14 protein-coding genes and 1 pseudogene are annotated in these 20,407 nt (G+C 46.3%); 2 read left to right on the forward strand and 13 right to left on the reverse strand.

Annotation, left to right across the window (positions count from 1 at the left end; translation table 11 throughout):
• Positions 1-33: 33 nt before the first annotated feature.
• The 11 genes from DWZ01_RS06340 to DWZ01_RS11015 all read right to left on the reverse strand — a co-directional run bounded on the left by DWZ01_RS06340 (position 34) and on the right by DWZ01_RS11015 (position 14,748).
• Positions 34-1,878 carry an N-acetylmuramoyl-L-alanine amidase family protein gene (locus tag DWZ01_RS06340; protein ID WP_117848402.1) on the reverse strand — a complete coding sequence of 615 codons (1,845 nt, stop codon included), beginning with the start codon at positions 1,876-1,878 and terminating at the stop codon, positions 34-36.
• A 114-nt stretch (positions 1,879-1,992) separates the two neighbouring features.
• Positions 1,993-3,534 carry a DUF2142 domain-containing protein gene (locus DWZ01_RS06345; RefSeq protein WP_117848403.1) on the reverse strand — a complete coding sequence of 514 codons (1,542 nt, stop codon included), beginning with the start codon at positions 3,532-3,534 and terminating at the stop codon, positions 1,993-1,995.
• Between the two features lie 214 nt (positions 3,535-3,748).
• Positions 3,749-4,543, reverse strand: a complete 795-nt coding sequence (locus DWZ01_RS06350) for a glycosyltransferase family 2 protein (protein WP_117848404.1) — start codon at positions 4,541-4,543, stop codon at positions 3,749-3,751.
• A gap of 4 nt (positions 4,544-4,547) precedes the next feature.
• Positions 4,548-4,901: a DUF2304 domain-containing protein gene (locus DWZ01_RS06355; RefSeq protein ID WP_117848405.1), complete on the reverse strand. Its 354-nt coding sequence runs from the start codon at positions 4,899-4,901 to the stop codon at positions 4,548-4,550.
• Position 4,902: 1 nt separating this feature from the next.
• Positions 4,903-5,607, reverse strand: a complete 705-nt coding sequence (locus DWZ01_RS06360) for a glycosyltransferase family 2 protein (protein WP_117848406.1) — start codon at positions 5,605-5,607, stop codon at positions 4,903-4,905.
• 300 nt (positions 5,608-5,907) lie between these two features.
• Complete coding sequence (wecB, locus tag DWZ01_RS06365; RefSeq protein WP_304485483.1) at positions 5,908-7,053, reverse strand: non-hydrolyzing UDP-N-acetylglucosamine 2-epimerase; 1,146 nt, start codon at positions 7,051-7,053, stop codon at positions 5,908-5,910.
• 87 nt (positions 7,054-7,140) lie between these two features.
• Positions 7,141-8,385, reverse strand: coding sequence for a lipopolysaccharide biosynthesis protein (locus DWZ01_RS10630; RefSeq protein WP_147332629.1), 1,245 nt, complete (start codon positions 8,383-8,385; stop codon positions 7,141-7,143).
• Positions 8,386-8,388: 3 nt separating this feature from the next.
• Complete coding sequence (locus tag DWZ01_RS06370; protein ID WP_117848408.1) at positions 8,389-9,213, reverse strand: phosphorylcholine transferase LicD; 825 nt, start codon at positions 9,211-9,213, stop codon at positions 8,389-8,391.
• A gap of 14 nt (positions 9,214-9,227) precedes the next feature.
• Positions 9,228-10,196: a glycosyltransferase family 4 protein gene (locus DWZ01_RS10635; protein WP_147332630.1), complete on the reverse strand. Its 969-nt coding sequence runs from the start codon at positions 10,194-10,196 to the stop codon at positions 9,228-9,230.
• A gap of 268 nt (positions 10,197-10,464) precedes the next feature.
• Complete coding sequence (locus tag DWZ01_RS06375; RefSeq protein WP_117848409.1) at positions 10,465-12,534, reverse strand: L,D-transpeptidase family protein; 2,070 nt, start codon at positions 12,532-12,534, stop codon at positions 10,465-10,467.
• Positions 12,535-12,576: 42 nt separating this feature from the next.
• Positions 12,577-14,748, reverse strand: a complete 2,172-nt coding sequence (locus tag DWZ01_RS11015) for an NlpC/P60 family protein (protein WP_117848410.1) — start codon at positions 14,746-14,748, stop codon at positions 12,577-12,579.
• A gap of 165 nt (positions 14,749-14,913) precedes the next feature.
• Here DWZ01_RS11015 and DWZ01_RS06385 point away from each other — a divergent pair, with 165 nt between their 5' ends.
• The gene (locus tag DWZ01_RS06385; protein ID WP_199412404.1) at positions 14,914-16,686 is read left to right on the forward strand and encodes a phosphotransferase; all 1,773 of its coding nucleotides are present in this window, start codon (positions 14,914-14,916) and stop codon (positions 16,684-16,686) included.
• 2 nt (positions 16,687-16,688) lie between these two features.
• Positions 16,689-17,630: a DMT family transporter gene (locus tag DWZ01_RS06390; RefSeq protein WP_117848411.1), complete on the forward strand. Its 942-nt coding sequence runs from the start codon at positions 16,689-16,691 to the stop codon at positions 17,628-17,630.
• 61 nt (positions 17,631-17,691) lie between these two features.
• Here DWZ01_RS06390 and DWZ01_RS06395 read toward each other — a convergent pair whose 3' ends face one another.
• Both DWZ01_RS06395 and DWZ01_RS06400 read right to left on the reverse strand, forming a co-directional pair.
• Entirely contained in the window at positions 17,692-19,833 is a 2,142-nt protein-coding gene (locus DWZ01_RS06395; protein WP_117848412.1) for a C39 family peptidase, read from the reverse strand.
• Positions 19,834-19,932: 99 nt separating this feature from the next.
• Positions 19,933-20,407 (reverse strand): annotated as a pseudogene (locus DWZ01_RS06400) (N-acetylmuramoyl-L-alanine amidase family protein); the annotation flags it as partial.

Below are 20,407 nucleotides of genomic sequence, written 5' to 3' on the forward strand. Positions count from 1 at the left end.
AAGTTGTCCTCCACTCGACAGTCAGAGAGCATCTTATTCTAATGGCGTATTTAAAACCCAGCCCCACTGAGGCGTAGCGGTAGTGTGGTAGTAGTTCAGCCACCAGGCCAGTGATGTCGTCCTAATGTAGCCGATGTTATCCATAACCATACCGTTACCGACGTAAATAGCAATGTGTCCCCAGCGAGCCCCCGCATTAGTATGCGTATGAGTAGGGACCGCAACAATCATTCCAACCTTTAGCTGCGATATATCTCGGCTGTGACACCAATTCCAAAACATGTCGCATGCGTCACCGTTGGGATAAGACCCTAGCACGGGATAAAAAACCTCGCTAACCCACTCCGAGCACAATCCCGCTCCAGGAGAAGGAACGTTGTAGCAGCGGCTAACAATTTGAGACTGAAAGGAAGTACAAGCAGAACGTTCGGGCTCTATCCAAGCACCGGCTGCATTAAAGAAATACTCGCCATTATCGATACTGTTCCAACCAGTTGCCATTTGACCTGACGACATAAGGTAATACCATAGCCCGTCATCATCACGGAACCAGCCTGTATTCATAACGCCGGATTCGTTGTCGAGGTGATACCACTTCTTGCCAATTAATTGCCAACCGCGCTGTAGCACCCCGTCTGGATCTGCGTAAAACCACGTCTGAGCAGCGGAAGACCAATACCAGCCTACTATAGGCTTTCCCTTGGCGTCTTTGAGCTTAATTTCGCCCACGCTGTCCTTGACACCCGTTAACACAATTGCACCACTGCTACACGCATAATATGCGTTTCCATCTTGCGTGATGACCCAGGCGTTGCACTCTAATGCGCCGCCACTATCCGAATCCAGATAGTAGCAATTACCATTTACAGACTGAAATCCTTCGAGCATGGCGCCATTATTATTGGAATCAAGCAAATACCAGTTAGAATCAAAGTAAAACCATCCAGTACGAATCGCTCCAGAGGCATTGGCGCAATACCATGTCCCATCGTTAACAAACCAACCAGTGTTCATGGATCCAGATTGAGAGAAATGATACAAACTGCCGTTTACAAGCTTAAAGCCCGTAGCCATTGATCCGGAAGGCTCAAGCCAATACCAAGTATTGCCAAGGAGCAGCCAGCCAGTATGCATAGTGCCCGAACCATCCAAATAGTACCAGTTATGATTGTCTAAAACCCAGCCGGTCTTCATTGAACCTGATGTTTCGTCAAGGAAGAACCAATGACCGCCGATGGCAGCCCATCCCTTCAAATGCGCACAGGATTCAGAGAATAAGTGCCATCCATCACTCAGGTATCTCCAGCCAGTAGCTGCGTAGCCTTCGGAATCAAAATAATATCCGGCTCCCCCAATAGTCAGAAAACAGTTTGACGGCCAACCACCGGCCTCATATCTCCACCACCATTTACCGTTTTCGTAGACCCAAGAACCAGGAAGAGCGATTTTGTTATCAGAAGAGCGAACAATCTGGAACGACAACCGGATGGTGGCACCAGCGTAGTCCCCTAGCCCATTTACAGTTATAGCAGCACACCCAGGTGCAATATTATTAGCATATAAGACTTCATAATCAGTCCCACATGTAAGCATAAAACCGCTAGCAGCAAAAACCGACACCCTCGGAGTAATCGCATCGCCAGTGTATTCATATGTCGACAAATCGATAGACGCTGTGAAGTTAACTGAATCCGAAAGCAACCGATCACTATCCGATGGCCCAACTGGGTCCTGTACCGATTGATCTGTAGAAATATCAGCGCCTAGAACCGGACAATCTTCGGGTAATGAAAACGCAATCGTAGGGCATAAAAGAGGGGTGAAACAAATTGATACAAGACAGGCCACACCGATAAAACTCAAATAACGATTTCTCATCACTACACTTTTCCTATTAAATTAAATTAGCCTTTGATAGACCAGGCCTAGTCAATCCCGAGATGAAGTCCCCAACTACAAGAAATTACCAAAGCAACTGCGTGCGAGATGAATCTACAAACAGGAGGCGACGCTAATAAAACGAATAAGATATAGGCAGTTCATAACACAGACGCCAGTAGTAACAACGGAAATGGAAGAAGAATTGAACCTAAATAATCGTGTTCTTAGTCCAAACAACAAAGCTGGTAAAGCTGGAAGAAAATAGCGCCCCTGAACACCCTGTATTACATTTTCATAGTTGAAAGTCCATGCCAACCACATCGACGCAATGGAACCGAGTGCAGCCAAAAGGAAAGCAAAAATGAAGAGAAAGGATACAGGAGCAGCAAGAAACGAAGGCTCATCACTAGAGTCAAGGCAGCAAATAAACCCGAAAAACAAATAAGGAATCATATAGAATGCAGGGAAACGCAAGTTCTCTTGAAGCCATCCAAGGGAATAGCCCAAAGTCGTTTCCCAATAGAAATCACCTAAAGAATCGAGAGTTCTACAAAAAACAAGGAAACTATTCTTTGGATGCAGCAGAATATCGCCGAGCGAATATAACTGCCCCGTTTCATGGCCCCGAGAGGAATCTGAAGACTGAGAAACCAAGCTGCTCATCGATGCCAAACGTAAGGCCAATACAGAAACCATAACGCAAAAGATCAACAAGAACCTGCTAAAACGCCCGGTCTTCTCATCAATGAACTGCGAAAGAGGGACGAACAATCCAAGTAAAATCAACCCTGAATAGATAATCTTGCAAGGAGCCAAAAGAACCGAAATAATTAAATATATAACGATTTCTCTATTGCCTATCGACCGCTGTTCGCCAAAAAAACCGCGCATCAAACATGCGAATATCAAAAGTGAATAAGCTATGATTCCGGAATCATAGGAATATGAAGCGGCCAAATGAAGCGTCATGGGCAACAATGAAACGAATACAATGACCGATTTGCCTTTAGGTGCAATTCGATATGCCTGGAAAGCGCAGAAGCAAAAAACGAGAGCCGAACCAATTCGACCCATATAGAACGCAGGGTAAGCTCCAAGCCTAAAGAACAGCCCAATCTGTAAGCCAATAATAGAGCCTAGTTTTGCAGTAACATTCTCGCTGCCGACACTAAAAGAAAATTCACTAAAAGGAATCAGCTGTCCATTTCCAAATAGTGAAAAACCATTAATAACAGAATCAAATGAAGTTGAATTAATTGCATCGCCCGGTTGGCGGCTATTGTACAGCGCGTAATCAATATCTCGCACCAGAAAAGCACCGTCTTTAGTCACATGAGCATTAAATGGAAGGCTATCAACCAACCAATAAGTCGAAAAATAATGATGACCCTCATCGGGTGCGGTGAACGGAGGAAAAATTAAGCAAAATATGATTAAAAATGATATGAGCAGTGCCAAGAATACCCACTCATTTTTAAGGCGATCCTTTTCACTAGCAAATACGCTGCCGAGTGCGAGAATTATAATTAACGAAATCGCAATTGTAAGCAGAACAAGCAATCTAGGATTATTTAAGTACCAAAAGACTGAATAGACTGCAAATAAACCGGCAAAAGTAAGAAAAGCAGGTTTACATCTTACAAAACTCGTCATGCTGGAATCCTTAAATGTCAAAACTCACATGAGCGCAAACTAAATGTAATGGTAGCAAGTATATCAACAAGCTAATTAATATCTCGGAGGTTACGTCGATAATATCAATGCAAGCATAGCGCCGTAGCATCCGACTTCGAAGGCTAATAACCGAATTCAGTCATGCACAATGCGCTCGTCAACCGACTCAGAGGAGACGTTCAACACAGAAACGCTAAAGAGTGTTGCTATTCATGCTGACTGAATATAGCCGATGAATTACTTTCGCAACCTTTTTAGGCCAGAATTTTTCAAGCATTGCAAGGTCTTCGGAGCTCCGTGTATTATCTTCGATCAAGGAAGTCGTCTCAGATTCTTCGTGAATTCGATGATGCATGAGAATCTCGGGAGAATAAACAAAGGAACCTTCAAGTCGCGAAAATCTCTCCCACGCTTCCCAGTCCAAGTCACACTTCATCTCGCTCGAAAACAAAGGTGTCTCGAGATTAGGCATAACATACGTGACCGAAGGGCAGCAAATCGCAGATCCAAACCGCAAAGCCCGACGCTTATCTCTGACTATAGATGAATTACCGTCCCGAGCGAATTTTCTTAGTAGTATTCTTTTCACTTTAAGGATCGATATGTCATCGGCATACTCCCCATTACGAATCTCCCCATAATTAGAAAAGAAGATCAAGGGATGTTTGGAGGCGTTCACAGAGCGAAGCATTTCAATTGAATAATTAGGGGAATACAGGTCATCTTGATGAGCAATGGTGACCAATGGAGATTGCGCATGGGAAATTGCACAATTCCAGTCATGTCCAATTCCTGGCATCCCATTGTTAATAAATACAGGCAAATTATAGCTAGAAGCAATCTGCTCAATATGTTTATTCGGAGTAGAAGTAGAGATAAGGATCCTACTGGCCTGTTTCTGGTTCATTAAAGACGATATACAGTCGCTCAAATAAGGTGATTCGCCATAGGCGCAAACTACGAATGTATGATCATTACACGTAAACATAGAACTATTTATCCCTCAGAATGCTCTCGATATCTTTTTCAAGCAATGCAACTCGTTGAGTTAAGTTCTTAATCGCATCGGCCTGTTTGCTGGCAATTAAACTAAGTGAAAGCATGATTAGGATTACAAAGACAAACCCTAGAACAAATATAAAATTGGAAGGCGTGGCAAACCCCATCGCCGACGATAAAAAACACAGAGGCTGAGGAAATAGAGCAGACAGGACTAGGACCAGGACCAGCGCCAACCACAATAGAGAATACTTAAGTTGGAGCCTGCCATTCACAATAAGCTTAACTACGTATGCAGCGAGTAAAATACAGGCCACTGCGACAGAAACGCGAAGGGTTACCGGCACTTTAACACCTCGTTTTTGAACATGCAGAAATAATAATTGCAAGGGTAACTTTGATCATGTAATAGGCACTCGAAAAGCCCGAAATGGATGATGAGCCCCCTTGCCTCTCTTTCATGACAACGGGAACCTCAGATACAGACAGACCGCAAGCAAGCACCGAGACAATAGAATCGGGTTCGGGGTAATCAACTGGATAGTTCTTACAGAAATAATCAATAGCCTTCGGTCCGCAGGCCCTAAATCCAGATGTCGGATCAGCTATGTACTTCCCCGTACACATTTTAATCACCCTAGTAAGCCATGAAATACCCACTCGGCGTAAAAACGTAGACTGAAACCCCCCAGTTCGCTCGAGAAACCTAGACCCGATAACCAAGTCGTAGCCAGCTTCAATCTGCTCAACCATACTGGAAATAAAACATGGATCATGTTGTCCATCGCCATCCACCTGAACGTCGATGTTATATCCATATTTTTTAGCGTACTTATGGCCGGCTTGTACAGCCCCTCCAATGCCAAGATTCTGCGGTAGATCAAGTACATTAAGATGGTTAGCATGACAAATCTCAAGCGTATTATCAGTTGAACCATCATTGACCACGACGTAATCATATCCTGAATCAATCACGGCTTTAACTGTCGCACAAATTGATTCAGCTTCATTATAAGCAGGCACAATAACTAGCACCTTATAAGGATTGCTCATGAACAACCTTTCAATGATAGCCCGTTATCCTTAGCTAAAACTAAAAATAGCACCAACAAGACGAACTACATGTAATGCAGGAAGCTAGCATGATAGGCAACACAGTATCCACAACGGATCTAGAACATATAAACACTATAGCTGTTATCACCATCGACAATCTGTGGTCTGCGTAGTAACCACTATGATTGCCACAAGGTGTGCTGCATCTACCCTCTTGCAAATTCAACGAAATTTATAGTATAGAACAAAACAGATGAATTATTTAATCCAATATAACTAAGTTATTACTAGCACGGTTCATCGTAAATGACCGTCAGAAAGAACCGAAGCGATTCTTTCACTTGCATGGCCATCACCATAAGGATTGGAAGCGTGACTCATCGCTTCATACTCTGAGACATCCGAGAGCAACCTGCTAAACTCGTTGTAAATTACATCTTCCTCTGTGCCAACAAGTTTCAAAGTCCCCGCCTTAACGCCCTCAGGACGCTCAGTAGTGTCACGCATGACAAGAACAGGCTTGCCAAGGCTTGGCGCTTCTTCTTGAATACCGCCTGAGTCAGTAAGTATCAGATAGCTTTTAGCCATAAAGTTATGAAAATCAAATACTTCAAGGGGGTCAATAATATGCAGTCGATCAAATCCATCTAGCTCTTCATGGGCAGCCTTGCGAACAAGAGGATTCATATGAATAGGGTATATAGCTTTGGTATCGGGATAATCTTCCATTACGCGACGAATAGCACGGAACATGCGATGCATAGGTTCACCAAGGTTTTCGCGGCGATGTGCGGTGATAAGAATCAAACGAGAACCCTTTGCCCAGTCAAGCTCATGATGTGAATACTCCGGATCCACGGTAGTATAAAGTGCATCAATTCCCGTGTTACCTGTAACCCAAATCTTTTCGGGTCTTTTTCCCTCATCGAGAAGGTTTTGTCTGCTCACCTCGGTTGGTGCGAAATAATATTGACTCACGATGTCAACTGCTTGGCGGTTAAACTCCTCTGGCCAAGGACTGCTAATATCATGTGTGCGTAAACCAGCCTCAACATGACCGACCGGAATTTGCAGATAAAAACAAGCTAAGGCTGCAGCAAAGCTTGTCGTGGTATCTCCATGGACAAGCACGACATCCGGTCTTTCCCCCTCAAGAACCTTCTTGATTTTAAGAAGAATGTTACACGTAACATCGAAAAGAGTCTGACCAGGCTTCATGACTGCTAGGTCAATATCGGGTTCCACATTAAAGACATGCAAAACCTGCTCAAGCATCTCCCGATGTTGGCCAGTCACTACAACAACGGTACTGAAATCATCCGGATGAGTTTTGAGCACATTCACAAGTGGGCACATCTTAATTGCTTCCGGACGAGTTCCGAAAACTAGCATTACCTTTTTCATTTCAAGAACCAGCCCCTTAAAAAAACCATTGAAATACACATAGTCATTACGAACAAATAATAATCATTTAAATAATTCAGAGGAAGAAGTCAGGGAGAGCAATTCGCCCTAAATCAAATGATGCAATTAAACGAGATTATTAAAATGACGTCTCAACAAGATAGACAATACGACCACCATATATACAAGTCCAAAAAGACAAGATATTAAGCTACACACTGTAACACCATTTAAATTGAATACTTCTACGGAATACTTCATTGAACTTAGTGACACGATAAACATCAACACGCCAGCAACTAGGGTATGCGAAAAATACCTAAATGAAATCAACAAATCATTGACAAGCCACATCAGTCCAGTCAAAACAGCAGAAGCTATCATAGGTGGAACTAAATACATGAAAGGTAGTATTTCATCACCAAATACAAATGAAAATAAGCTATTTCCAAACACCTCAAAACCAATACCGAACACAACGGCGATGATTAACGCACCAAGTAAGCAGGCAAAACATAGGCGAAAGAAAGAACGCCTGTCTTTATCTGAATAACTTTTCGAGAAATAACCGAGCAGGGGGTTATACAAATATGAAACACCCATTTGAATGATAGCAATAGGAGCCGCAATAGATGAGTAGACCCCAAGAGCAGAATCTCCCAATGCAGAAGATAAATATTGGCGTGGAATTGACGATGACGCGGAAACCGCTATGCCAGCAACCACAGCCGGCAAGCATGTTATCAATAATCGCTTTGCCTTATTTCGGCTAATTCCAACAACAATGCTTGTTAGCGCAGAAGTACGTGGCAAATCGTAAAACCATCCAACTAATACGACCGCAATAAACATTGCAAATATAGCTAGCGGCACCGAACGAAAGCAAGATAAAGCAACACAGAAAAAAACTAGAGACAAGGCTCCCTGAAGCGCAAGTGAGACTCCAACATAATCCATCCGGGAAAACTGCTGATCAGCAGCATGAAGGACATCTATCAATTGGTTGGCGCTTTTATATAAGCCGTAGAGAAAAATGCAGAAAACGGAAGCAGGGCGACAAGTAAATAGCGAATAAGCAAAAGTCAAAACAAGTGATAAAAGTATGGTTAGTAATCTAAAGGAAAGATACTCCCCTACCGTGTTTTCCCCATTAACATCTGAAACTTGATATGTATACATCCTATATTGAGCAATTGGGAAAAAAATGCCATAGACAGACATCGAAAGCGAGTATAAGCCAGCATCAGAAAAACCAAAGGATAGGCGAACCACCAGCACGCTTATTAACCATTGGCAAGATAAACCGATAATCGAGCCAATAGAACTCCATAAAATATTAGACTTTATCGAAAGAACTTTATCGGAACCCAACAATTACTCCGTTCTTGAATTAACTGATGCAGTTAATTGATGAGACACCTGTTTATCAGCGGGAGGAATGATCATATAGTCGCCATAAAGTTGAGTAAGCATCTCATCATAATGAGTTGGGATTTTAAATTGATGGCCCTCAAATTCTGCATCCATTACATCCGTAAAATAACTATTTGGAAATGCCTCCCTGAGACCAAACCCCCATCCGATTTGTCCCGCTCTCTTTGTTTCGCCAATAACATATTTTCTTGAAAGTTTATGTAAACGCTCGGAAGCCCATTTCTCTATAGGCAGCACTAGAGAAATGGGATAAAAAATAGCCATGAGAATTTTCATGCTAATCGGATGTGGATAATGGAAGTTGAGCCTTGATACAATACAAATCAAATCAAGCAATTTCACTTCATAAAACATAATAGTGGCCTTTAGATTTGAATCGGATATACCGTCAATTGGGAACACATCTATCCAAAGCCATTCTGGAACTGAAGGGCGATCCCTCTCTGTCTGAACGGAGATCATAGGATTAATTACTTTTGCGAATGAAGGTAAATACCCATCAATCTCTGTAGCCTGAACGCGAAGCCACGGAGAAAACTTACCGCTTTGAACAAGGCCGAGAAACCTATCGTAATCCTTCCGCGGCATGACAACATCTATATCATCATCCCAGGGGATAAAACCCTTATGACGCACGGCACCGATTAGAGTTCCATACGACAGCGAATAGCACAAATTGTATTTCTCACAAAAATCGTGAAATTCCACCAAGATTTTCAGTTCTTCGTGTTTCACCGCATCAAAAGAAAGAATTTCATTCGTCATTAAAAAACCAAGCCTTAAGAAATGAACGAAGTATATCTATCCGAATAGTTCTGATTGTCATCATATGCATCGGTTAACAATTTCTCGCAACCCTTAATAAAGCTATTCGAATCTAGACCGGTATAGTATTCGAACAATAAATCGGGCCAATTAACATTTGTATTATCTAAATCAAGTGTAAAACCAATACCATAATCACTTGCCATTGTTTCCATTGCGGTATTCGGGCAAACAAGAATTGGCATATGAAGTTGGGCAGCTATATACATTTTGTTAGAAATAGCGTAATCGAGAAATGGATCCCCATTGCCGTACAGATTGTGGATTATGTTGACTCCTGTATATAAAGAGTACATTTTTTCAGGTGCAAACCTCCCTAACAGTTGGACGTTTTCTACGTGATTATTTCTACAATAATCCTTTAGCTTTTCAGATCCAGCTCCTGCAAACATCAAACGGAAACGTGAATCATTTTTAAACATATTAATCAACTTAACATGTTGCTCAATATACTGGCCAACACTACCAATGAATGCAATCACGATCGGTAAAGATGGATTGCCATTTAAACTATTCACACATGAACTAGCATCAAGATTAGAGAATGACGGTCGTTGCAGATTGTGAACATAACTGTATTCAGAAGGGGCGAGAAAAGCGGCATAAAAACGTGATGAAAGCACCACGATTCCAGCAAAGGACACTATAGCGCGAGACATGAGGCCCAGAATCGGATTAAACTCTCCTCCGTAATCTCGAACATCCATTACATAGCGTTTACGATACTTAATAAGCAGTGCAGGAAACGCAAAATAACCAGCAATAGTATTAAGTAAAACTATGTGATCAAAATCACTATTTAATAGCTGTTTATTTACAAACAACATATAGGCAAAATAACTGTAAAGTCTGCGTAATAAACCAGTATCTGGGCAGGGCTTATCATATTCAATGCCCTTAATCGACCCAAGCGTCTCCTCCACGCCCTCCCTATTCCAGTAGACAAGGTATTTTTCCCCGGGAGTATTATCGACATAAAAGTTGAACAAATAAGGACATAGATACGCATTACCACTAAGAACAAAACAGGTTTTTTTCATCTCTTGAATTACTCCAATGCCCAGACTAATTTATCCACTTAGTAGATATCTTTGATGAATCGTCCATTCATAAAAACCAGTACAATACCTGGCCCTCTTACAAAAGACATGCGACTTATTCTTCCATCGAAGATATTGATGCAGAAATCTCTTAATACGTAACGACTTTTGTTCCATAAGGAATATTATCGTAAATCCATTTTGCATTCTGAATCTCTAGACGCACACACCCAGCAGATGACGGAACACCCATCGTGGGGTCCATCACACGATTGCTGTTGACATAGTAGGGCGAAGAATGGAATAGATAATCACCGTAGAACTGCGTGTAGTAATAGCAAGTATATCCATGCCCAAAGGAGTATCCCTTTCCGTAGACTCGGTACTCCCCTATCACCGTAGGTGTGCTGGCTTTACCCGTCGAGCATACATATCGACGGTTTAAGGACCAATTATTCCATGACCCAGTATAAATGCTCGTAACACAACGTGCCGTATCGACAAGTATTAGCCAATTTGTATTGCTTGAATAACTTTGTGCTTTAGCATCCATATAGTCTGACACCCACGCACCGTTAGCCATGAAGTATTGCCAGCATCCGTCCACAACGCGCCAGCCAGTAGCCATGGCGCCACTAGCGTCAAGCCAATACCAGGTACTCCCCAGGTTAAGCCACCCTGTTTGCATATAACCAGATGAATTCAAGTAATACCAAGATCCGTTAACGGCAACCCAGCCGGTTTTCATAACGTAGGAAGATGGGTCCAAATAGAACCAGGAGCCATCCTTGTACAGCCAGCCAGATCGCGCATAGCCAGCGGTCTCATCAAAGAAGTACCATTTTCCGTTAACGTTCTTCCATCCAGCGCAGAGGGAACCATCGGTTGGATCAGCATAGAATTTGCACCCCCCAAGCGTCACAAACCCGTGAGCTTCGGCTAATTCGCCATCACCGTTTGATATAAATAGCTTTCCACTACGCAATGCTCCACACAATGAGCAATCAGAACCAGCAAAAGCCTTAGACGGCTCTTCTGCATACGAGCCCTGAGTATCTACCCATTCACGACAAGCAACAGCGCCTGAAGCTTTTGCATAATAGCTTTTCCCATTTACAGAGAAATGACCAAGCAGCATTTTACCGTCGGCGGCAGGATCGAGATAATAGTATTGGCTATTATCCTTCAGCCATCCCGTCTTTACAATGCCCGATGCATGAGAAGGCTCAGCGTAATACCAGTCTCCATTGCTCATAAACCAGCCGAGTGACAGCGCTCCCGTTGAAGAAAAATGATATTGATTGGATCCGATGACAAAAAAGCCGGTAGTCATTCTATTGTCATTTGCGACATCGAGCCAATACCAAACGCCATTCACCAAACGCCAGCCCGATGCAAGTGCGCCGGAACCGTCAGCGTAATACCAGTCCGTCCCATCAAACGCCCAACCAACAGCCATTGCGCCGGAATCCGATAAATAGTAACGAGACGAACCGACAGAAACGATTCCTCTAGACATAACACCATCATTGGCGGGATCAAGCCAATACCAGTTATTGCCAGTTTGAAGCCAGCCGGTTAAGACTTCACCATTGCTACCCCAATACCATAAACCGTTATCAAGGCACCATCCATTAATCAGTCCATAGGTTCCAAGAAGATAAGGGTGCCCATCAATAACACGTCTACCAGTAGCCATAGAACAGCTGTTAAGGGAGTCAAACCAGTACCATTGGTCTCCAATAAACTGCCAGCCACTTGCCAAAGCGCCTGACGGACCCGCGTAATACCACTTATTTTCAGTAAAAATCCAGCCGCAGCTCATTGCGCCGTCACGAGCGGGGTCCAAGTAGTACAGCGAGTCGCCAATATTCTGAATTCCGGTCAAACGACAGCCATCTAGATAGTAATACCAGGACAAACCGTTCCATTGCCATCCAGATAGTTGTTCTGTAGTCGACGGGTCATGGCTTTCGACAACCTGTAGGCTCGAATCTTCCGTTGTTTTGCCGGCACAATCGCTGGAGTCTTGAGAGCAACCGCCACCGACCAATGCTCCCGGCCCTCCTGTCGAGTCGCGCTCTACGACACCGTTATCCGCCCCCTCTTCCACGGCATAAGCTGTGCAAGAAAATGCGGGGACGGAAACTGAGAGCAAGGCGGAAAATAGCATCAAGCCAATTACTCGCCAACAAATTCGATGTTCAATCCGGACATTCATTTCAGGCCCCCAACCGATATCGACCGTCTTGCAGCAAATCAATTAGATAAACGGACGGGCTGCGCCGATCACATTTCCCCTAGCGCTGACGGGATGAATACCGACACCCTGATGAGGCCAGGAGTCAATCATCATACCGCCGCCAAGTGCGATTGCGATATGCCCGCGATAATAAATCACATCGCCACGCTGAATCGAGCTGGTGCTCACGGGCATAAAGATGTTGCTTCGATACCAATTCATCGAATTGTAGGTTTGGCTTGGATCCCAGCGATGGTTATAAGGGTTGTAAACACCCATATCCATGCCAGTAGCATAAAGACATTGCAAGACAAAACCAGAGCAATCAACAGCCCCGCCGGGAGCGGTAGACCAAGGCTCAATATATTGCGTACCGATATATTCGTAAGCACGCTGAATAAAGGCATTCACGCAATCTTCCCGCGTCGCTTCGACAGAAATGCGAGAAGGAGTCACATAGGTAAAGTAGCCAGTGCAGTAGCTAGGCAACTGAACAGTCCAAGAGCTGACCTGGGGATACTGCGGAGGATTTTGCCAGCCAACCTTGTCGCACTGGCCATCGCTCCAGAAAATTCGACGCACGCCATCGATGGTTCTTGCGCCTGTTGCCATAGCACCGCTGCCGTCTAGCCAATACCACTTACCCGAATCTTTAAGCCAGCCAACATGCATGCTGCCGTTGGAGTCAAGGTAATACCATGTTCCATTGAGGCATTTCCAACCAGTTGCCATTTTTCCGTCGGCGTTTAGGTAATACCATGCACCGTCAGTAAAAACCCATCCAGTTTTCATCGCACCAGAATCGGCATCAAGCCAATACCAATCGCCATCAATCTGCAGCCATCCACGATGAATGACGCCCGTTCCGGGCTCAGCATAAAACCTTTGATTTGCAACATTAACCCAACCGGACGCAACCTGCCAGCCATCAGCTCCAGCTGTTTTTAGGATAGTACCGTTTTCGCGGATCACATCTTTGCAAAGATATCCATTGCCATCGGCATATCTTTCTACGCCGTCTTTAACGGTAATCCAGCTTGACACCACAAGTCTACCGCTCAGGTTTGCGAAACAATCGTTGCCGCCCACCTCAAATAAGCCCGTTTTCATGAGATGGCTAGCAGGGTCCAGGTAATACCAACTCACGCCCTCTTTATACCAGCCAGAAATAAGCGCGCCAGATTCAGAGGCAAAATACCAGCCGTCCTCGGACTGAGCCCAACCAATAGCCATAGTCCCATTCGAATTCAAATAATATGCTGCATTGCCAAGGTCTAAATACCCAACAGACATTTTGCCGTCGGAAGCCGGATCGAGATAATACCAGGTTCCGTTAACGAGTTGCCAGCCAGTGACCGCAATACCATTAGAGCAGTAATACCAATCTACTCCATCTTTGAACCATCCATTTACGAGGCCATAGTCGCCAAAAATGTAGGTACTTCCATCGATCTCGTGACGACCTTTGAACATAGCCAGCGTCTGAGAGTCAAAACAATAGCGAGTCCCACCTATCGTCTGCCATGACGAAGCAAGTGCGCCCGATGGATATGCCCAGTACCAATTCCCGTCAACGAGAATCCAGCCGGTTTTCATAGCACCAGTGGCATCTAAATAGTATTTCCCGCTCCCGAGGTCGACAAAACCAACCTGCATTATATGGGTGGCAGGATTCAGGTAATACCATGTGCCGTCTTGATAAAACCAATCAGCAGCTAAATCGCCTCCAGCATTGGCATAAAACCAATTTCCATCTGAGTTACGTAGCCAGCAGTTCTGATATAGCGCGCCAAAAGGCGTTGCGGCATTGCCGTCATTCGCATAAAACGAAGCAGTCGATCCGCCAGCATCGGTCACATTGAAATAACCTGTCTGCATTGCACCATCATTGGCCGGATCAAGCCAATACCAATAGCCCCCGCTTTGCAGCCAGCCAGTTTGGTGTTTACCGTTTTTTCCGTAATACCAAACTCCGGACGACTCGTCTCGTTGCCAGCCATCTTTTATGACGGAAGAATTATCAGGTTGCAAATCATCGGAAACCACAGAAGAAAAATCCGCTTTTGACTCAATACTCTGAGCCTCAACGGAATCCTGTGCAAACGCGACATTCGCACTCAGGGGCAAGCAGCAAGCAGTGATTAATGACGCAGCAGCACAAACAAGCGTGGCCTTCTTTTCGAATCGATACATAAGCGACCCTCCCAGATATCCTATTTAGTTATTTTAATCCACCTTTCGAGATTGATTTTCGCTACTTTCTGTTCAGTCTATGTAGCTAAATACAATTGATTGAACATATCGTTCAATCATTCTATTCTTTTCCTAAGCAATGAACATCTTAATTGGAGGCCTGCAGTGGAACTGACCAAGCGTAACTTTACAGTTCTGTACGAATACCTAAAGAACCCATATGCCAGCCAGCGAGAAGTTGCCGAGCGCACCGGCCTTTCACTTGGATCAGTAAACGCAGCGAATAAAGAGCTCACGAATGAGGGGCTTCTCGAATCGGACAGCCTAACCGACGGCGGTTACGAAGCGCTTCATCCCTATAAGGTTGAAAACGCAGTGATATTGGCTGCGGGGCTTTCGAGCCGCTTTGCTCCCATTTCGTATGAAAAGCCCAAAGGCCTTTTAAAAGTACGTGGTGAGATCCTCATTGAGCGACAGATTAGGCAGCTGCAAGACGCAGGTATCAGCAATATCACCGTCGTTGTCGGCTATAAAAAAGAATATTTCTTCTATCTCGAAAGCAAGTTCGGCGTCTCGATTGTCGTCAACAACGAATATGCATCCAAAAATAACCACGCATCGCTTATGTGCGTAAAAGAGCGGCTTGGCAACACCTATATTTGCTCAAGCGATGATTACCTTCTAAACAATCCGTTCGAAGCATACGTTTGGAAAGCATTTTATTCTGCTCAATATGCTGAAGGCGCCACCAAAGAATGGTGCATTCAAACCGGAGCAATGGACAGAATTACCAATGTTACGATTGGCGGTTCCGATGCTTGGTATATGCTCGGACATGTCTACTTTGATAAAGCCTTCTCGCTTGCATTTAAGCAGATTCTCGAAACGGAATATAACAAGCCCGAAACAACGGACAAGCTTTGGGAAGATCTATATATCGAGCACATCAAGGAGCTCGATATGGTTATCAAGAAGTATCCTGAGGGCGAGATCAACGAATTCGATTCTCTTGATGAGCTGCGTGCCTTTGATCCGCATTTTATCGAAAACGTTGACTCCGATATTTTCGATAACATCGAGCAAGTGCTCGGCTGCTCCAAATCAGAGATTCACGACGTTTATCCCCTTAAACAAGGTCTTACGAATCTATCGTGCCACTTTAGAACCAATGACGGAGAGTACGTTTACCGCCATCCGGGAGTCGGGACCGAACTGCTTATTAACAGAAATGGAGAAGTAGCCGCACTTAAAAAGGCCAAGGAGCTCGGCCTTGACGACACGTTCATTCATGAGGACCCAAAGCGTGGTTGGAAAATTTCGAAGTTTGTACCCAACGCAAAGCAGCCTGACCCGCATGATCCTGCCCAAATGAATCGAATGATGCAGATGTGTCGTTCGCTTCACGAGAGTGGTGCAAATGTTGAAACCGAATTTGACTTCTACCTCGAAGCGAAGCGCTACGAATCACTTCTTCTGGAAAAAGGTCCCATCGACATTCCAGGCTACAGGGAAATGTCCGCCGAAATCGATGAATTGGAGCACTTTGTACAGGCCGATAATGCACCAAAATGCCTTTGCCACAATGACTTCTTTTACCTCAATTTCCTTATCGATGAGAACGACAAGTACTATCTCATTGACTGGGAATATGCTGGCATGAGCGATTACGCAAACGATTTTGGAACATGCAGTGTCTGCTGCGAGCTTTCCGAAGATGAAGTCGACCGCGCGCTTGATGCATATTTTGGGCGCAAGGCAACAAACAACGAAATTGCGCATAACTATGCGCACATTGCCCTTGCAGGATGGTGCTGGTACCTCTGGTCTCTTCTGAAAGAAGCCGAAGGCGACTTCGTGGGCGAATGGCTCTATATCTACTTCAATTACGGTGCCAAATACCTCAAAAAGGCACTGGAGATCTATCGGAAAGGTGAGTAACGATGATATTCGGCTTTTTTAGCGGTCTTCTTTGGGGCCTTGATACAGTAATTCTTGGAATCGGCTTGGCGCTTGCGCCCTATATTGGATCGGCGGAAGCGCTTGCATGCGCCTCCATTGCGGGATCCTTTCTCCATGATGCCTTCTGTGCAATTTGGCTCTTTGGCTACATGGGAGTCCGAGGCAGACTAAAAGACACGCTCGCTGCACTTAAAACTCGTTCGGGCAAGGTCGTCATCGCCGGCGCCCTACTCGGTGGACCTATCGGAATGACCGGCTACGTATTGGCAATTAATAACATCGGAGCTGCCTACACGGCAATCATCTCCGCCTTCTATCCCGCAGTCGGAGCATTCCTTTCCTTCGTACTGCTGAAGGAGAAAATGGGCAAAGGCCAGATTCTTTCCCTTCTCGTTGCTCTTTGCGGTGTAATGACGATGGGCTATCTATCGGCCGGATCGAGCGAGATTGCAAATGCCCCCCTCGGCTTACTCGGCGCAGTGCTTGCCGTTATTGGATGGGGATCCGAAGCGGTGCTGTGCGCATGGGGAATGAAAGATGATGCCGTTGATGACGAAACAGCTTTGCAAATCCGCGAAACTACAAGTGCGCTTGTTTATGGAGCGCTCGTACTCCCCCTCTTCGGAGCATGGCATTTCACGTTGGGCGCTATCCCAAGCATGCCCACATTGATTATTGCACTCGCCGGACTCGCAGGAACTGCATCCTATCTGTTCTATTACAAGGGCATTGCGGCAATCGGAGCAGCGCGTGCGATGGCTCTGAATATCTCCTATTCGGCATGGTCAGTGGTCTTTGGCCTGATCTTGCTTGGAACAATTCCCGACATGGCATCCGTAATCTGCTGCGTTGTAATTGTATGCGGAACAGTTTTGGCAGCCAGTAACTGGGACGAACTATTTGGACGTAAGAAGACGGCGTAGCTAGATTAACAATGTAGCAAAAGGGGAGAGCTCGTCGAGCTCTCCCCTTTTAGCATCATGGCTATTCAATTACCACGGCCTGGCTATCCATCTGTTGCCACGTGCCGAAGAACACTTGGGCATTTCGCGTAACATTGCCGTTAATCGAATCCGAAAGATAGACAATTCCCTGCTCGTCATCATAGCCTTTAAGGACTACGGCATGATTACCGCCCCACAGACCATAGGAATGCCCGTTATACCAACGCGCAGCATAACGGCCTCCTGGCCAACTTCCCCATTCGGTATTCCACATCTCAACAGGTTGACCACAGGTCAGCCTGTTCTTAATGGAAGAAATTGACGAGAAAGAGACGTCTTTTGCCTGCTTGCCACTTCCAGCAGCACGCAGAAAGTTATTACCAGCAATAGTAATCGCAGGTGCGACGCATCCCATGAGACCACCGCTGCTACGCCTTGGATTGCCATCAAAAGCGGTAACAAAATTGCCATTACTTCCCTTGGGCAAATAGTAATCCGCAATAATCGTCTTACCTAAACCGAAACCATAGTAGTTAAGCAAGTTTGTAAGGGCAACCGACTCACAGCCAGTAGGAAGTTCCGGGTACTGCGAATAGCACGGGACATCGACCCAAGCGCCAACCATTGCGCCGGATGAACTGAACTTGTAGTCAGTAGAGCCGATCCAATACCAACCGTTGCTCAACATTACTCCCCCACGTGCGGCATCAAGGTAATACCATGTGTCCCCACGGGAAAGCCATCCCGTTTTCATTATGCCAGAAGCGGAATCTAGCCAGTACCAGTTACCGCCATCGTTAAGCCAGCCGGTCGCCATTCGACCATCCGAGTTAAAGTAATACCAAGACCCAGCAATTTGCTGCCATCCAGTCAGAATTACCCCATTAGCAGAACAATAATATCGAGAACCCTGACTCTCAATCCAGCCCGTTCTGGCATTACCGTCATCGTCAATCAGCTGGATTCCCGAATCGGTCATTATGCCTTTAAGGTCAATTGCGCCGCTGGATGACGAATGATACATCCAAGACCCATCACCGTTTGACCAGCAATTAGCCATCATCTTGCCGGTACTATTAAATATGTATTCACATGATCCGATAGTTTGAACGCCCGTGGTCATGGCATGCGTCGAGGGGTCGAGCCAGTACCATGCACCGCTTAGGCTGAGCCATCCGGAGGCGAGGGCACCGGAGCCCGTCGCGTAGTACCAGGTCCCGCCGTCGAGCACCCATCCGGTCGCCATCGCGCCGGAGGCGCTGAACCAGTACGCTGAGTCGTTGCACACGTGAAGGCCCGTCACCATGGCGCCGCCCGCGTCGGGGTCGAGCCAGTACCAGGAGCCGCCGGTGTAAAGCCAGCCGGTCGAGGCGATGCCGTTCGCAAACCAGTACCAGGAGCCGTCGACGAGGCCCCATCCGTTAAGGGGGCCGCAGCTGCCGAAGTAGCGGCGGACGCCCTGCGCGTCCGTCTGGTAGCCCGTCAGCATGGCCCCCGTCCGGGCGTCGAAGCAGTAGGGCACGCCGCCGACGGATACGAGGCCGCGCGCCAGCGCGCCGGATCCCGTCGCGTAGTACCAGGTACCGCCGTCGAGGAGCCATCCGGTAGCCATCGCGCCGGACGCATTAAACCAGTACAGTGAGCCGTTGCACTCGTGAAAGCCGGTAGCCATGGCGTGCGTCGAGGGGTCAAGCCAGTACCACGTACCGTTTAGGTTGAGCCAGCCGGAGGCGAGGGCGCCGGAGCCCGTCGCGTAGTACCAGGTGCCGCCGTCGAGCACCCACCCGGTCGCCATCGCGCCGGAGGCGTCAAACCAGTACGCGGAGCCATTGCACTCATGGAGCCCGATGGCCATGGCATGCGTCGAGGGGTCGAGCCAGTACCAGGCCCCATTGGTATAGAGCCAGCCAGAATGCAGCGAGACTGGATTAACTGAATCCACATAGAACCAGTTACCGTCAAACGAATTCCAACCCTGATTCCATTTAACGGATTCTTGAGCAGACCCATCATTGATTGAATCGGAAGAATTAAGAGTCGAGGAGACGGATTGCTGCTCAAAATCAGTAGGGATGAAGGAGCTTATGGATTCTGCGTTCGCGATATCAACCACACCGGGCCCAGCGAGCAGTAGAGTTGAAAGAATGATTAGGATTAATGTTATTCGCTTTTTCCTTGCCATGTCAGCCCCCAGTAGTAACCAATTTTTACATAAACATAGTCTACAAATGGATAGCTAAGAGCAATATGTAATTAGAAAAAAGCAATTAAAGAAGAGTTGCTAGCCGAGCCAAGCACCATTACTAGCAAAAGAGTATTGTGCCCCGTCGATCTGCTGAACACCAGTAACCATAGCGTGCGTCGAGGGGTCGAGCCAGTACCAGGCGCCGCCGACATATGCCCAGCCGGAGGCCAGCGCGCCGGAGCCCGTCGCGTAGTACCAGGTTCCGCCGTCGAGGACCCATCCGGTCGCCATCGAGCCGGAGCCGTTGAACCAGTACATGGAGCCGTTGCACCCATGGAGCCCGGTGGCCATGACGTGCGTCGAGGGATCGAGCCAGTACCACGTACCGTTTAGGTTGAGCCAGCCGGAGGCGAGGGCACCGGAGCCAGTCGCGTAGTACCAGGTCCCGCCGTCGAGGACCCACCCGGTCGCCATGGCGCCGGAGGAGTTGAACCAGTATGCGGAGCCGTTGCACACGTGAAGGCCCGTCACCATGGCGCCGCCCGCGTCGGGGTCGAGCCAGTACCAGGAG

Source organism: Collinsella sp. AF28-5AC, assembly GCF_003457875.1.
Taxonomy (GTDB): domain Bacteria; phylum Actinomycetota; class Coriobacteriia; order Coriobacteriales; family Coriobacteriaceae; genus Collinsella.